This window comes from Moorena sp. SIO3B2 (genome assembly GCF_010692525.1).
Taxonomy (GTDB): Bacteria; Cyanobacteriota; Cyanobacteriia; order Cyanobacteriales; family Coleofasciculaceae; genus Moorena; species Moorena producens.
On the sequence record NZ_JAAHHE010000054.1, the window covers coordinates 4,490 to 19,961 of the forward strand.

Consider the following 15,472-nt stretch of genomic DNA (forward strand, 5'->3'; position numbering starts at 1 on the left):
TACCGCCCTCCAATACCTAGGTGATGTGCTGCGCCGAGTAGGAAAATTCAAAGAATCTAAAGCAATTTTACAACAAAGTTTAGCGATAGCGGAAAACTTACGAGATCAGACCTTGATTGCTGATAATCTGATCAGTTTGGGCAATACCGCTAGATTAAAAGGAGACACAGCAGACGCTTTAGAGTTCTATCAACGGGTTGTGGAGGAATCTCCCTTAGCTGATATGAAAATTCAAGGGCAATTAAATCAACTGAGTATAGTGATAGCTCAACAAGAGTGGTCACAAGCCAGAGAATTATTGCCTGCTATCGACAATAGTTTAACTAAATTATCTCCCAGTAAAGCTGCAATTTATGCTATAATTAATCTAGCTAAAACCCTATTAAAACCGACAACATCACAACTCACATCTCCCAAAGATATTGCTACTTATCTCGCTGATGCTATTAAGCTAGCTAGGAATTTAGGAGATAAACGAGCGGAAGCGGAAGCGATCGGTAACTTGGGGACTTTATACGAATACAATCAACGTCTTGATGAAGCGGAAGACTTAACCGAAAAAGCGTTACTAATTTCTCAAGAAATCCAGGCTCCGGATTTAGCTTATCAATGGCAATGGCAACTGGGGAGAATTCTGAATCTAAAACAGGATAAATTGGACGCGATTGACCAAAGGTCACGCTACGCGATCGCGGCCTATGCTCAATCCGTGCAAACCCTCCAATCTATCCGTAGCGACCTAGTCGCGATTAGTAGCGATATTCAATTTGGGTTTCGAGAGAGTGTTGAACCAGTCTACCGAGAATTAGTAGGACTACTGCTGGAACCGAATGCATCTCAAGAAAACCTCAAACAAGCACGAGATGTAATTGAATCCCTACAACTAGCAGAACTAGACAACTTCTTTCGGGATGCTTGTCTAGATGCTAAACCTGTTAATCTCGACGAAATAGACCCCAACGCCGCTATATTCTATACCATTATCTTGCCAGACCGCCTGGAAGTAATTGTCACTTTGCCCGGACAACCCCTGCGCCAGATTACTACTAACTTACCTCAACCAGAAATAGAACAACAACTGGCTTCGGTAAACATCAATATTATTAATTCTTGGCGAGGTCTGAGAAAGGACAACTTACAAACAATACACGACTGGTTAATCGGTCCGGTTGAAGTCGAATTAGCCAACAGTAACATCCGCACCCTAGTATTTATTCCCGATGGGGGTCTGCGCGATCTTCCCATGTCGGTGCTTTATGACGGGGAACGCTATTCCATCGAGAAATACAGTATTGCGGTAGCACCTAGTTTACAACTAATCGACCCTAAAGCCAATGTCAGACAAAACGTTTCAGTTCTAACTGCTGGAGTTAGCGAAACTCGTCCCCATCGTCCCAATTTAGGAGCACTTCCTGGGGTGAAAGTCGAATTAGAGAATATCAAGGGTCAAATTCCTTCATTGATTTTACTCAATGAGTCCTTTACTGAATCCAACTTCAATACAGTAGTTAATAGCTCTGGTTACGAAATTGTTCATCTCGCCACTCATGGTCAAGTTAGTTCAGTAGCGGAAGAAACCTTTCTGCTGACCTGGGATGACGTGATCAATCTCAATGAGTTAAATACTCTGATCTCAGCGGATCAAAAGCAAGAAAATCCGATTGAATTACTCGTCCTCAGTGCTTGTACGACCGCCGTGGGAGACTCCCGAGCAGCGTTGGGATTAGCTGGTATCGCCGTGCGTGGGGGGGCACGCAGTACCATTGCCAGTCTCTGGACTGCGGACGATCTTGCTACTACAGAGTTAATGACTCGGTTCTATCAGAGGTTAGCCACAGGCCAGGTTACCAAGGCTGAAGCTTTGCGACAAGCTCAACTGGAGCTGTTGCAGAGCGAGGCATTTAATCACCCCATTTACTGGTCGGCTTTTATTTTGCTGGGAAATTGGTTGTGAAAAGTAGGGAGTAGGGGGTAGGGAGTAGGGAGTAGGGTGCGTTAATAACGCACCAAGCCAAGGATAAAGATGCTCTGGGGTGATATCTTTACAACAAGAAGGACAAGTCAACTTAGTAATTACCCAAGTAGTCAATGAATGGTAAATTCCCACTAACTGCATTATACAAGCGCAGATCTGCCGTGATGAACTTAGCTGCCATTGCCTCTGCTAAGGCTAGATAGAGGGCATCATAGACAGTCCGGTCAAAAACTGCTCCCAAACTATAGGCTCTGGGTAAAATAGATTCTGTCTCTACTGTTGGCAGAGATAGTGCTAGTAGGTGGGCAATGAGACTATTTCCCTCTTGCTCAGTAATCAAACCCACTCTTTGTCTTTTCCAGATGATATTTCCGACTTCTGCTAGGATCAGTTGTGGCGCAATCAAATCTACTCTGGATAACTCCCAATGTTTACGGACAGCCAGAGCCTGTTTGGTTAATGGCTCCACAAACAACCACTTAGCAACAACGCTACTATCAATCACCAACAGCATTAACGGCTCCGGTCCTGATTAATTTGCTCCACTGAATCAGGCATGACACCGACTCGGGTAAAGATTGTTTCTCTAGTGCGATCAATTGCTTCGAGAACCTGTGTTGAAGGTCGCTGGGAGAGTCCCACAGACCGCTCCAATAACACCAGAATCTGTTGATTCACAGAACGGCGTTCTCGGGCAGCCATTGCTTTGATTTTTTGGTAAAGCTCTTCAGGAATATCTCGTAGACTTAAATTGGTCATGGTTTTCCCTAATGTTTACACTATCATGATAGCATAGTAGTAGAAAACCAACCCATGGGAGTGGGATGCTCTTTCAGAGCCACTACGCGATCGCGCTCATCGTCTAACCTACGTTATAAGCATCCCGAAAGCCGAAAACCCCGTGTCTTTAGACCGGGTTAGAATTTACCGCAAGAATAGTGGAGCCAATGAGCGTCGGCAGGTTATGAGTAAAAGTTTGAAGGTTTTTGTAATAAGGCGACCCTATTCTAAGGTTTCGTCTCCGGGATGAAGGCTCGCAGTGGCAAAGCGCCACCCTTCAAGAAATATAGCAAAAATACTTTTCAAATTGCGCTAGGGCTGCTAGCATAATAATATACCAGAAGAGGTCGAATTCTGATGATTATACTTGAGTTTAAGGCATACGGAAACAAGTCACAGTATCAATCAATAGACGAAGCTATCCGAACTATGAAGTTCGTAAGAAATAGCTGCCTCCGCCTATGGATGGATAATAAAGGGTTGAACAAATACGACCTCAATAAATATTGCAAAACCTTGGCTAAAAATTTCCCGTTTGCCAATGAATTAAACTCAACGGCCAGACAGGCTGCGGCTGAGAGAGCATGGTCATCAATATCTCGTTTCTTTGATAACTGCAAAAAGAAAGTTCCTGGGAAAAAGGGTTTTCCTAATTTTCAGAAAAATTGCCGATCAGTTGAGTACAAGCAATCAGGGTGGAAGATATCCCCTGATCAGAAATCTATAACCTTCACTGACAAGAAGGGAATTGGAAAGCTTAAACTTAAAGGTACGTGGGACTTGTGGCGCTTTGATAAGAAGCAAATCAAACGAGTTCGCATAGTAAAAAGAGCTGATGGCTATTATGTTCAGTTCTGTGTTTCTGTCGAAGTAAAGGAACAATTAGTCCCTGCTGACGCGACTGTCGGTCTAGATGTAGGGCTAAAAGACTTTTACACTGATTCCAGAGGAAAAACTGAACCAAATCCCCGCTTTTACAGAACTGGGGAGAAAAGATTAAAATTTTACCAACGTCGGGTTTCCCGAAAAAAGAAAGGCTCAACCAATCGTAGAAAAGCGGTTAATAGGCTAGGTAGGCAACACCTTAAAATAAGTAGGCAACGTGAAGAACATGCCAAGAGACTGGTTAGAAGTTACCGCAAGAAGAGTGCAGCCTTTATAGTTGGTAGGCTATGCATCAAAGGTGGCAGGTTTTGTTGTAAGGCTGCACTCTTCTAAGGTTTCGTCTCCGGCACGTTGCGTAGTTCGGTCTAACGACTTGATAGCTTACGAAGATTTAAGGGTCAAAAACCTGGTTAAAAACCACTGTCTTGCTAAGTCTATTAACGATGCAGGTTGGTATCAGTTTAGGAAATGGTTAGAACACTTCGGAACTAAATTCGGTAGAGTTACCGTAGCAGTAAACCCTGCCTATACTAGTCAGAATTGTTCGGGCTGCGGAGAGGTAGTAAAGAAATCACTATCTACTAGGACTCATACCTGTCGTTGTGGCTGTGAATTAGACCGTGACCACAATGCCGCAATCAACATCCTAAACAGAGCCTTGGGTACGGTGGGGCACACCGGAACCTGGATCATTGATTCGAACGCTTCAGGAGATTTGGCCTCTACTGTTCTTGGCTTCGGCCAGGCTCAGCAAGTCGAGTCAATGATTGAAGAATCCCCGCGTCTTTAGACCGGGGAGTGTCAAGGGCAGTATCTCAATATATAGCACTATAGCGCTTTTTATCCTCATGAGGTACACATATTTTTTTACCTCTTCCCTCTTCCCTCTTCCCATATCCGCTGCTCCCTGCTCCCTGCTCCCTGCCTCATAAGGGTAGGTTTTTTACATGACAGGTCAAACAGGGAGTGTGGGAAGTGTGGGAGGTGTGGGAAGTGTGGGGGGAGAAGCTCAAGTAAACAGAAAAGCACAGAAAAAAATAGAAAATAATATAAACAATCAGAAGAGAACAGAAGAGAACAGAAGAGAAGAAGTGGTTATTTTTTTTGTGTAAGGGCGATTGGGTCAGATCTGATCGAAGGGTTTATGGGGAGATGAGGAGATGGAAAGAATTATCCCGGAAATTATTGTATAATATAATACATAGTTTTCGGAATTTCTACGTAATTAAAGTACCTACTCGCTCATTTGTAAAAAACCTACCCTTGTAAGCTGCTCCCTGCTCCCTAAAACCAAAAAAATTGTACCTTACTAGATTAAAAACCGCTATACACATTAAGGTTAGGACATTCCTAAATTGCGAAACGTAAGTCTAAGCTGACTTCTGACTTCTGACTTCTGACTTCTGACTTGCGCGTAGGTCAATGTAGTGTAAAAAAAATCCCAATTAAAGTAGGGTGGGCAAAGTAATATTATCTAGAATACTCATTTGAACCAAACTGTTTTTGCCCACCCTACAAGCCTGTTCCCTTTGCTAGAGTATCTCAATATATCACTTCGGCTTTGTAAGCATCACGCGCCAAAAAACAAAAGCAATTAAAGATGTATAACCTAATACTGTTAGCCACTCCTGCAAAGTGCCGATACCAAATAAAACTGTGTTATCCATAAATACAAAAGTATTGAATATAAAATTTAGTTAACCATTCAGCCGTCAGCTGTCAGCCGTCAGCTGATAATAAACCCAGCGTAGCGTGCTTATCGCACAAACGGAATAATTTAATAGTTCGAGATTAATCATAATTTAAAGTCTGGATAAAAGCCCATCAAAGCATATACTGATAGCTGATAGCTGATAACTGATAGCTTACAAATTTAGCGCAATTCTCTTCCGAAGGGAAATAGAGACAGGGGAATTAATTTAAAATGCTGTTGGGCAAAGGGAATACCAATAATCGTAATGGCTAAAATTAGCCCTGATACCAAATGAGCCACAGCAATCTCCCAGCCAAAAGCGATCAACCAGATAATGTTAAAAATCATATTGAGGAGGCTACCAGCCTCTGAAGTTTCCTCAATTGTTCTGCCAAATGGTGCCAGAGTAGCGATGCCCAACTTTATAGCCTGTATTCCAAAGGGGATGCCAATAATAGTCAGACAAATCCCTAATCCACCGATAATGTAACCGGCACCAACAACTAAACCGCCGAAAATTAACCAGATAATGTTTCCTAAAAGGCTCATGACTCTATTTTATTAATTCCCTTGGTGCTACTTAACTATACCAGTTAATGGGATAAAGGACTTCGTCCTAGGTTTGAGGGAGTAGGGAGTAGGGAGTAGGGAGTAGGGAATAGGGGTAATAAAATTAAATGGTCTAATCCTGAAACATCACAGCAAAAAGCTCAGAGCAAACAGTGATCAGTCAACGTCACAGGGCTTTTGCTGTTGCTCTTCCAAAAACAGCTCTACAGCCCGATTAAACTCTTCCGGCTCTACTAAAAATGGCCAATGATTCCCATAAACTTGACGAATAGTTAGATTTTTGAGATAAGTTTTATAGGGTTTTAGCTGTCCATCGGAGCGATTAAGACCATTTTCTGGTACTATCAATACCGTAGGAATATCAATGATTTCCGTTAGTCCTGCTACGCGCATCACGTCTTCAAAAATCTCATTTCTGGCCTGAACCACAAATTTACTGCCCCAACTGCCATCAGGTTTAGGTTCAATGCTGGCTTGAAAGACGTTTTGCTGAAAGGGACTCCAGCCCCGGTATTGTTTTAATTGTTTAGCTTGTGCTTCCGCTTGCTCATAACTGACAAAGGGTCCCATAGCTTTTACAAAAGGCAAGACACGGAACAGTATGGGAAACAGAACCTTAAACCACATCGGAATTTTCCCGATGAAAAAGGGATCCACCAAAATTAGGCTGCGTAATCGCGATGGATTTTGCTTAGCCCAGATCGGAACTAATTTACCAGTCCAGGAGTGACCGAGGATATGAGCACTAGACCATCCTAGGTGATCCATTAAGGCTTCTAAATCCGCGATGTGATCATCAAAGGTATAGCCAAGATCCGGCTTGCTACTTTCCCCATGACCGCGCAGATCTGGAGCAACGATATGATACTTTGGGGCAAGGTAATCCCCGAGGCTAGACCACACTAGGGCATGGTCTGCTAATCCATGTAAGAGTAACAAGGGAGTTTGGCCTTGGTTCCATTCTAGGTAAGACAGTTGGATCTTTGGTAAGTCTAAGGTTTGACGTATGGGCATGATGGGATGATTGCGATTAAGCCATGGTACAGGCTTTCTTATTAGGTAAGCATTCAGCCGTCAGCTATCAGCGAACAGCGATTAGCGCTACGCGCACGCTACTTGAGCTGCTATCAGGCGCTTTAACTGCACGGGATCGGATGAGTAAAACCAGCAGGGATTTTCAACCAGTCGTACCAGCACCCCCTAGTTTGTTTACTACCTTCCGTTGATTAGCTGACGGCTGACAGCTGATAGCTGAATGCTTACCTTATTAGCTTCTTGTTCCGCTTTTAATTTTCGTAATCTAACTATACCTGGAGGAGGGTTTAGTTCTTGAGCTTTATGTTGCTGATGACTCCATTCCAGCCAGTCATAAATATATTGGCTGACAACTTCTTTGTTATTTAAGTAGTAAAGAATTGTAGCATAAACTTGTTCTAAGGTAATGGTGTAAAAACAGTTAAGAATTTCTTCTGGAGTACGATTACGATAAATGTACTCATACAGCACATTTTCAATGCCCACTCGGGTTCCTTTGATGCGAATATCATCAGGAGCCATAAAATCAAAATAGTCTTCTATTTTCATCAGTTCAATAATTGATAATTGATAATTTAAAAAGGACTGTTGATCCGGATTCCCCTCAAAGTACTGACAGGGTCCGCAATCGATTCAGCGCTGCTGCTAATTCCAAGGGGCGGAATTGAACTAAATCCCCTTCAGGAAAGAACGTTAGTACATCGAATCCTTCTTCTTCAATATCCCTCATCACCAGAGCTAAAATTTCCGATAGGGTCAACCGTTCATCGATATAATGCTCTTTAGCATAAACAAGAGCTTTGGAAATTGCTCTTAACTGACCTACTTCTACAATCTGCTCAACAGCAGATAAATCAATATTTTCTGCACCAAACCCTACTTCATCTACATCTCGGACTTTCAATTTTACGGCTTTGCGTCCACGACTGGGGTCAATCCCATGGGCTAATGGTACTCGTGGGGTAATAGTGCCAAAGTGTTTCCCGCCTTCAGCGCTGCGTTCGGTAAAGTATTTTTCGGCAATTAACTGAGCCTTTTCCGTGACATCCTGGGGTTGGAAGTTGTCCATGGCAATGACCGTATCGGCTACATCAAAGTAATCTCCACTGCCTCCCATGACTAATATAGTAGAGACACCATACTCGGTATAGAGCTGTTGGACTTTATCAATAAATGGTGTAATCGGTTCTTTATCTTTAGCAATCAGCTCCTGCATACGGCGATCGCGAATCATAAAGTTAGTTGCTGCTGTGTCTTCGTCTACCAACAGTAACTCGGTACCGGCCTCCAGTGCTTCCATAATATTTGCGGCCTGGGAGGTGCTACCACTAGCATTGGTGGTGGAAAATTTTTCAGTGGAGCGACCTTGAGGTAATTGATTAATAAATGGGGAAATATCTACACCAGAAATCCCCCGACCATCTTCAGCCCGAATCTTGACGGCGGTGGGATTGGTGACTACTAATTCCCGTCCATCTCCAGGAATATGATTGTAAACTCCTAATTCAATGGCTTTGAGCACTGTGGACTTGCCATGATAGCCACCTCCTACAATCAAGGTGATCCCTTCTGGGATTCCCATACCGGTAATTAATCCTCGATTGGGACAAGTGAATGCGACTTGAAGTGTCTTGGGAGATTGAAATGCGATCGCATCCTCTTGTAATGGTTTGTCATCCACCCCACTGGAGCGTGGCAAAATAGCACCGTTAGGAATAAAGGCAACTAATTCACGGGGTCCGAGCTGTTGACGCAGCCAATCGGCATCTTCCACTGTTTCTACATGATGCTTAATCTCAGCTGGATCGAGGACTTCATACTTGATGGATTGGTCAATAATATCAGGGATATCTTGGCATAGCATTTCTGCGGCCTGACGCCCAGAAATCCGACGACCACGAGCTGGTAATCCTACCACAAACCGGATTTCTACCCCTTGATCACTAACCAAAGCGGAGGTGCGCTCCAGCACGGATTGTCCGACACGGGTAATGGCAATCAAGCCACTATTCCCAGTACCCCGCCGACAGCTCATTTCCCCAGCTACCCAATCAAATGAGCGAGTTAGATAATCTTCTAGGGCAATGGCTCGGCTGTCAGTTCGATAAAGCTCACTGGGGAAACCAGCCACTGACTGGGGTAAGTACACGCGCACTTGGCTAGGAGAGGCAAAGGGGTCTCCCTGAACCCTGTCAATCACTAGAGTGAAATCTGGAAACTGATAGCTGCCCTTGATATCTCTGTAGGATTTGTAGCTGCGGTCATCGAGTTGTAGGAGTAAAGACTCCAATTGATTGCTAGTGGCCATAATTGCAAGCAGAAAATTGCTTGTTAATTGTCAATGGTTACTACCAACTTGTCAATTAACAAGGGATTAATGACTGTTGACTGTTGACTGTTGAGTACCCTGATGACTATTGAGTAATGACTTAAGCTATCAGCTATCAGCTATCAGCTATTAGCTATCAGCTATCAGCTATCAGCTATCAGCTATCAGCTATCAGCTATCAGCTATTAGCTATCAGCTATCAGCTATTAGCTATTAGCTTATGGGCTACGCCCACGCTGTCTTGATTCAGTCGCTACTTGAGGTGCTTTTGAATATAACAGGTAACTATCTGTTTAATGTGACTTCCGTCTGCATACTTGATAACTGACCACTGACCGCTGACCACTGACCGCTGACCGCTGACCGCTGACGTTTACTAACTTGACTGCTCTGAGAGATTTACTAGACTTAATTCTTGCAGTGATTTTTCCAGAGCAGCAGTTTCCCAATAGAGCTTAATTGCTCCATGGAAGTTAGGATTTACTGTAATATCGTCTATAGTATAGACGTTAACAAATCCGAATTGAATTGCTTTTATAACAGCCTTTCTGGGAATCAATTCAACATATTTTTTCAAGTAACCAGCACTTATATTCAGCGATACATCAATGCGATGATAATTACCCACATTCACAAACCCAAACATCTTAATATCAATTTCAGATTGTTCATGGAAAACGGCTTGTTGTAGGGTTAAAGCACCAGCTTCAATCAGTTCTTCCATTTGGCCGGCGTCTGCCAAGTTTTGCCTAAATAATCCCAGCAGCTTCCCTAAAGTAGCCTCATCTTGATCCTTAAGTACGACTTCTAAGTCTATTCCCAGCTTCTCTTCATTTACAGAGTTTTTGATCAATGCGATCGCACCTTCTCTGAATCCCTGATCTTGTGTTGGAGGATTCTGTCTCAACCCCTGATCTTGTGGTGGTGGATTCTGGTTGAACAGTAAGCTGGGTTGCTCACCACTTTGTTGACTGCTATCATATCTATCAATTAAGCCAAACTTAAGTAATAGTTTGTCAATACCTAAAATTTGCTTTTGGGCAGCTTGCCATAGCATTGTTCTGAGGTTAGTCCTAAATTCCCCGATCGGATTTAATAACCACCAAGCTTTACGAGACAGAGACTTTTTGGAAAGATGATTCCCCTTATTCCATTGATTTTTCAGCTCCTGATCGCTAAGGTAACGGGACTGAAACGGTAAGGACGAGTCGGGAATAGAGATTAGTAGTTTTCCGCCCTCATAGGTTAAGCCAGGGGTAAAAATTTTATCTATTTTAATTTCAATCTCATGGAGTTGGAAGATACTGGTGGGTTGACCGAGGATGCTGATTTGAAAATATTGAAGAAATTCTCCTACTGCCTCCATTTGTTGTAAGGCCAACTTTTTTACTGACTTAAAGGGAATATTTTTACCGATTTTTACAGATATATTGTAAACCTGATCCAATGGTATAATGTTGCTAATCGAAATTTTACGACGTTGCAAGCAGTCTATTACTTCCCGGTCATGGTGTTTAAAAATATTGGCAGCATTCTCCTGAAAAAAAAATCGATACTCTTCGTTGTTTGCTGTTATAGTGCGGTTAGGAGTCATATCAAACCCTGGTCCTTAATGACTTGTTAATTGAAAATTTACGATTGAGACTTGTGACTTGAGACTTGTTAATTTAAATTTGACCAACACTGAAGACTAATACGTATTACACCCGACAATATCTTACCTATTACAAGTGATATTATAGTTGATAATTTGATAATTGATAATTTTTGGTTAACGGTTGACAGTTGACGGTAATATACACGTAAGCTATCAGCTATCAGCGTGTCGCGTATCAGCTATCAGCTATCAGCGAACAGCGATTAGCGCTACGTAAGCATTCAGCCGTCAGCTATCAGCGAACAGCGATTAGCGCTACGCCCATGCTACCTGAACAGCTAAAGGTCTGTGGCCACGCTACACCGAACAGTTTATGCCCATAGCTTAGGCTACTAATGGTGCTTTTGAATAAAATAACCTGACGGCTGACGGCTGATAGCTGAATGCTTACGCACTACAGATGGTGCTACTTGAGTGGCCATTGGCCTGTGGCCACGCTACACCGAACAGCTTTTGAATAAAATAAGCTGACGGCTGACGGCTGACGGCTGTTGGCTTAGCCTGCGCGTAGCGCATATGCTTACATATACACTCAACTGTGAACAAAAAAGAGTTGCATCAAGACATGGTGATGGTTAAATGGGTATGGGCTTAAGACTGGACAGTGAGCATCAACTGGCAATTCAAAATCACGCAGAGAGCACCTATCCTGAAGAGTGCTGCGGTTTACTATTGGGTAAGCACCGGGGTGATGTGAAAACGCTGGTTGAGGTATTACCCACACCGAACAACTGGGATGCTGAAGCAGCTGATGCCTATCCTACGGTTGAGGGCAAACATCAGGGAGATTATAGCAGACAGCGCCGATTCAGCATTGCTCCTGAGGTGCTAATGCGGGCACAAAAAGACGCACGCGATCGCAATCTCGATATAATCGGGATCTATCACTCTCATCCGGATCACCCAGCGGTACCTTCAGAATTTGATCGTGCGATCGCTTGGCAGCAATACTCGTATATTATTGTTGCTGTTGAGGAAGGTAAAGCGTGTGACTTCAGAAGTTGGAGCCTGGATGAACACCACCAGTTCCAGCCAGAAGAAACTATCATTATCAAAGGTTAAGTCCTGAGTCTTACCGCTTCAAACCCAACATGCCATGTTAAATCCCAATCTAGATGAAATCCAATTAAGTAAAGACGAATACGAACGTTACTCCCGACACCTGATTTTGCCCGAAGTTGGCTTAGAAGGACAAAAACGTCTCAAAGCTGCCAGTGTCCTATGTATAGGTAGTGGTGGATTAGGTTCACCCCTATTGCTCTATCTTGCTGCTGCTGGAATTGGAAACCTAGGTCTAGTAGATTTCGATGTTGTAGATAGTTCTAATCTCCAACGTCAGGTAATTCACGGGACGTCGTGGGTAGGTAAACCCAAAATTCAGTCGGCCAAAGAGCGGATTCTAGAAATCAACCCTCACTGTCAGGTAGACCTCTACGAAACCCTGCTGAATTCCGAGAATGCCTTGGAAATCATGGCACCCTATGACATTATCGTCGATGGTACAGATAACTTTCCCACCCGTTACCTAGTCAATGATGCCTGTGTACTTCTGAATAAGCCAAACGTCTATGGCTCTATTTTCCGGTTTGAGGGACAGGCGACAGTGTTTAATTACGAAGGTGGTCCCAACTACCGCGACTTGTTCCCTGAGCCCCCACCACCAGGAATGGTACCTTCCTGTGCCGAAGGAGGAGTTTTGGGCATTCTGCCAGGAATTATTGGTGTGATCCAAGCAACGGAAACGGTCAAAATTATTTTAGGCAAGGGGGATACCCTCAGTGGACGTTTGTTGCTGTACAACTCTTTAAATATGACCTTCCGGGAATTGAAACTGCGACCGAATCCAGAACGACCGGTGATTGAGAAGTTGATTGACTATCAACAATTCTGTGGCATTCCCCAAGCTCAAGAAGAGGAAGCCAAACGCCAGATGGATATCAAAGAGATGAATGTCCAGGAGCTCAAGGAACTCATGGAAAGTGGTGCGGATGATTTTGTTTTGATTGATGTCCGCAATCCCCATGAGTATGATATTGCTAAGATTTCTGGCTCAGTGCTAGTGCCATTACCGGATATTGAACAAGGTTCTGGTGTAGCAAAAGTCAAGGAACTGGTTAATGGTCATCGCTTGATTGCCCATTGCAAAAAGGGAGGTCGCTCAGCGAAAGCCTTGGGAATTTTGAAAGAGGCTGGTATTGAAGGGATTAATGTTAAAGGGGGTATTACCGCCTGGAGTCAGGAAATTGATTCATCAGTACCGCAATATTAAATCAAGTATGAAGGATGAAACGGATCTATAGCTTTTCTTGCAGGCGTTGCTGATTATGGGTATGGTTTCGCCCCCCTAACCCCCCAATTCTGGGGGGAAAAAAACTCTAAAAGTCCCCCAAACTTGGGGGATTTAGGGGGCTTCAACAAAACCAGATGATCGCGCATTCATTCCTTAATTCAGCAACGCCTTCTTGCATTTATGAGGTACGCTTCTCAACTTAAAAGTCCCACTTTTTAAGGGAAACGGGGGATCGCTTTGTACCTCATAGCTATAAGACTTGCTATATTGGTTTATTCCTGATGCTTGATTTGATAGTTAAAAGTGATAGTTAAAAGTCATTAATCGTAGGGTGGGCAGTGCCTACCAACGCGCTTTGCAAGCTTCATTATCTGTCTGGTGCACTGCCCACCCTACATGAACTTTCGACTAAACCACAACTGGGTCTAAATGCTCGATGCGAGTACCTAAAACTTTGAGGAATTCTGCTAGCCACTGGGGATGAGCAGGCCAAGCAGGAGCTGTTACTAAATTACCGTCTACTATTGCTTGATCTACTGGGATGTCAGCATAGGTTCCACCAGCACGGGTAACATCGGGACCACAGGCTGGATAAGCGGAACATTTTTTACCCTGGATTACATCTGCTGCTGCCAACAATTGAGCACCATGACAAATTGCTGCGATTGGTTTGTTGGCTTGGGCAAAGTGCTGCACGATTTTGATCACATCTTGATTGAGGCGGATGTATTCTGGTGCTCGCCCCCCTGGAATCACTAGGGCATCATAATCTTCAGGATTGATCCCATCAAAAGTGGCATTGAGAGTGAAGTTGTGACCAGGCTTCTCCGTGTAAGTCTGGTCTCCTTCAAAGTCATGAACCGCTGTGCGAACAATGTCCCCAGCTTTTTTGTCAGGACAGACAGCATCAACGGTATGTCCTACCATCTGCAACCCTTGGAACGGAACCATCACTTCGTAGTCTTCTACAAAGTCACCTACGAGCATTAAGATTTGCTTTCCGGCCATGTTATAACTCCTGTGGTTTGAATCGGAATAGCTCTTGAGCAATCTTAATGTATCAAGGTTCTGACGTTGTTCGCGTAGCGTGGCCGAAAGGCCAAGGTTGTCTGTCAGAATGAAGAATGCAGAATGTAGAATGTAGAATGTAGAATGCAGAATGCAGAATGCAGAATGCAGAATGTAGAATTCTTAATTCTTAATTCTTAATTCTTAATTCTTAATTCTTAATTCTTAATTCTTAATTCTTAATTCTTAATTCTTAATTCTACATTCTTAATTCAAAAATTGGGATTTAGTGCTCCAACCAAACCGCTAAATCTGTTACTGTCTCAAAATCCAACAACGCTTCACTCAATTCCTCCAATCGAGTAATCGATAATCCCTCAATCTGCTGTTGGAGCACAGGGTCAAGTAAACCTAACCTCAGGGTTAGCTGACGCATCACAATTAATACCGCTTCCTCCTGCTTTCCGCGCTGGAGTCCCTGCTGGAGTCCCTTTTGGACTCCCTTTTGGATAATATCTTGATAGGTGACTGATTCTTCCATAACTTCCTCCCTTAACAATCGACGAACTAATTCTTGATCAAACCGCAAACCAGCCAGTACATCCACACAAGCTGCTAGGTTTCCCCGTAATGGTTTTTCTTCAATTTTATCCACATAGGCAACCACTTGCTCTAACAATTGATTAGGGTTATTGCTCCTGGCTAAAGTAGCCAAGGGTAACAGAGCTCGATTGGCTAACAGTGGTAATGGGTCTTGCTCCCACAGACGAATGATTCGATAACGGTGCCAGGTGTTAGTATCCCTAAACTCGTTATTGAATACCATCTGTGATGTCGTAGACTTGAGAAAAATTACCACCTGCTCAATGGGACATCGGTACTTTCGTTGTAATCTGACCCAATAGTCCAACATTCGAAATGGTAGTGGTGGCTCGGATTGAGGTAGGGTTTGAAATTCTAGGTGCAGAATTTGGTTTGTACTTTGGAGTAGACTCAGAGCATCAGCTTGAATGGGTTCAGCACTTAATTCGGTTTTAATTACCTGAATATCGCGAGGTTCTTCACCCAATAGCCAATGAAAAAATTCCGATGGGTATTCTTCTGCTAGGTATTTACAGATATTATCGTAGGCCAAGGCAAATTGTTCACAAATGTTTGACTATTTCAGACAGTGTAGTGAATCCCAGTTAAAAAATTGATCGCACCTGGATCTTGTTTATGGAGTCAAGCTATGATACCCCAGCACTAAT

Annotated in this window: 17 protein-coding genes; 7 read left to right on the top strand and 10 right to left on the bottom strand. The window is 43.3% G+C overall.

The annotated features are described in order from the left end of the window. Positions 1-1,954: CHAT domain-containing protein (locus F6K38_RS14850; protein WP_287356835.1), on the top strand; the 1,954-nt coding region annotated here is incomplete at its 5' end. 112 nt (positions 1,955-2,066) lie between these two features. On the opposite strand, the gene F6K38_RS14855 is transcribed toward F6K38_RS14850, so the two are convergent. Next, entirely contained in the window at positions 2,067-2,489 is a 423-nt protein-coding gene (locus tag F6K38_RS14855; protein WP_008190319.1) for a type II toxin-antitoxin system VapC family toxin, read from the bottom strand. Continuing rightward, on the bottom strand, positions 2,489-2,734 hold the full coding sequence (locus F6K38_RS14860) for a FitA-like ribbon-helix-helix domain-containing protein (RefSeq protein WP_008190321.1): 246 nt from the start codon (positions 2,732-2,734) through the stop codon (positions 2,489-2,491). The genes F6K38_RS14855 and F6K38_RS14860 overlap by 1 nt, the downstream gene beginning before the upstream one ends. A 378-nt stretch (positions 2,735-3,112) precedes the next feature. On the opposite strand from F6K38_RS14860, the gene F6K38_RS14865 reads away from it, so the two are divergent. The 3 genes from F6K38_RS14865 (at position 3,113) to F6K38_RS14875 (ending at position 4,752) form a co-directional block, all read left to right on the top strand. Continuing rightward, the gene (locus F6K38_RS14865; RefSeq protein ID WP_008190322.1) at positions 3,113-3,973 is read left to right on the top strand and encodes an RNA-guided endonuclease InsQ/TnpB family protein; all 861 of its coding nucleotides are present in this window, start codon (positions 3,113-3,115) and stop codon (positions 3,971-3,973) included. Further along, complete coding sequence (locus tag F6K38_RS14870) at positions 3,939-4,430, top strand: RNA-guided endonuclease InsQ/TnpB family protein (RefSeq protein ID WP_075873596.1); 492 nt, start codon at positions 3,939-3,941, stop codon at positions 4,428-4,430. The genes F6K38_RS14865 and F6K38_RS14870 overlap by 35 nt, the downstream gene beginning before the upstream one ends. Positions 4,431-4,587: 157 nt before the next feature. Further along, positions 4,588-4,752 carry a hypothetical protein gene (locus tag F6K38_RS14875; protein WP_008190324.1) on the top strand — a complete coding sequence of 55 codons (165 nt, stop codon included), beginning with the start codon at positions 4,588-4,590 and terminating at the stop codon, positions 4,750-4,752. Positions 4,753-5,513: 761 nt separating this feature from the next. Here F6K38_RS14875 and F6K38_RS14880 read toward each other — a convergent pair. Both F6K38_RS14880 and F6K38_RS14885 read right to left on the bottom strand, forming a co-directional pair. Beyond that, positions 5,514-5,882: a YccF domain-containing protein gene (locus tag F6K38_RS14880; RefSeq protein WP_008190325.1), complete on the bottom strand. Its 369-nt coding sequence runs from the start codon at positions 5,880-5,882 to the stop codon at positions 5,514-5,516. Between the two features lie 177 nt (positions 5,883-6,059). Beyond that, positions 6,060-6,917, bottom strand: coding sequence for an alpha/beta fold hydrolase (locus F6K38_RS14885; protein WP_008190326.1), 858 nt, complete (start codon positions 6,915-6,917; stop codon positions 6,060-6,062). Between the two features lie 23 nt (positions 6,918-6,940). Here F6K38_RS14885 and F6K38_RS14890 point away from each other — a divergent pair, with 23 nt between their 5' ends. Further along, positions 6,941-7,129, top strand: coding sequence for a hypothetical protein (locus tag F6K38_RS14890; protein WP_075873595.1), 189 nt, complete (start codon positions 6,941-6,943; stop codon positions 7,127-7,129). On the opposite strand, the gene F6K38_RS14895 is transcribed toward F6K38_RS14890, so the two are convergent. The 4 genes from F6K38_RS14895 to F6K38_RS14910 all read right to left on the bottom strand — a co-directional run bounded on the left by F6K38_RS14895 (position 7,116) and on the right by F6K38_RS14910 (position 11,440). Beyond that, on the bottom strand, positions 7,116-7,487 hold the full coding sequence (locus F6K38_RS14895; protein WP_008190327.1) for a DUF433 domain-containing protein: 372 nt from the start codon (positions 7,485-7,487) through the stop codon (positions 7,116-7,118). The genes F6K38_RS14890 and F6K38_RS14895 overlap by 14 nt on opposite strands. A gap of 55 nt (positions 7,488-7,542) precedes the next feature. Beyond that, on the bottom strand, positions 7,543-9,246 hold the full coding sequence (locus tag F6K38_RS14900; protein WP_008190329.1) for an ABC-ATPase domain-containing protein: 1,704 nt from the start codon (positions 9,244-9,246) through the stop codon (positions 7,543-7,545). A 397-nt stretch (positions 9,247-9,643) separates the two neighbouring features. Next, positions 9,644-10,861 carry a hypothetical protein gene (locus F6K38_RS14905; RefSeq protein ID WP_287249548.1) on the bottom strand — a complete coding sequence of 406 codons (1,218 nt, stop codon included), beginning with the start codon at positions 10,859-10,861 and terminating at the stop codon, positions 9,644-9,646. Between the two features lie 450 nt (positions 10,862-11,311). Then, a complete protein-coding gene (locus F6K38_RS14910; RefSeq protein ID WP_267872113.1) occupies positions 11,312-11,440 on the bottom strand; it encodes a hypothetical protein in 129 nt (42 codons plus the stop codon). Positions 11,441-11,503: 63 nt separating this feature from the next. On the opposite strand from F6K38_RS14910, the gene F6K38_RS14915 reads away from it, so the two are divergent. After that, positions 11,504-11,986, top strand: a complete 483-nt coding sequence (locus F6K38_RS14915; protein ID WP_008190332.1) for a M67 family metallopeptidase — start codon at positions 11,504-11,506, stop codon at positions 11,984-11,986. Positions 11,987-12,020: 34 nt separating this feature from the next. After that, on the top strand, positions 12,021-13,193 hold the full coding sequence (moeB, locus tag F6K38_RS14920; RefSeq protein ID WP_008190334.1) for a molybdopterin-synthase adenylyltransferase MoeB: 1,173 nt from the start codon (positions 12,021-12,023) through the stop codon (positions 13,191-13,193). A gap of 429 nt (positions 13,194-13,622) precedes the next feature. Here the strand turns inward: moeB and F6K38_RS14925 are convergent, their stop codons facing one another. Both F6K38_RS14925 and F6K38_RS14930 read right to left on the bottom strand, forming a co-directional pair. Then, positions 13,623-14,222 carry a DJ-1/PfpI family protein gene (locus F6K38_RS14925; RefSeq protein WP_008190336.1) on the bottom strand — a complete coding sequence of 200 codons (600 nt, stop codon included), beginning with the start codon at positions 14,220-14,222 and terminating at the stop codon, positions 13,623-13,625. Between the two features lie 286 nt (positions 14,223-14,508). Continuing rightward, the gene (locus F6K38_RS14930) at positions 14,509-15,357 is read right to left on the bottom strand and encodes an Rpn family recombination-promoting nuclease/putative transposase (RefSeq protein WP_008190337.1); all 849 of its coding nucleotides are present in this window, start codon (positions 15,355-15,357) and stop codon (positions 14,509-14,511) included. Between the last annotated feature and the right edge of the window lie 115 nt (positions 15,358-15,472).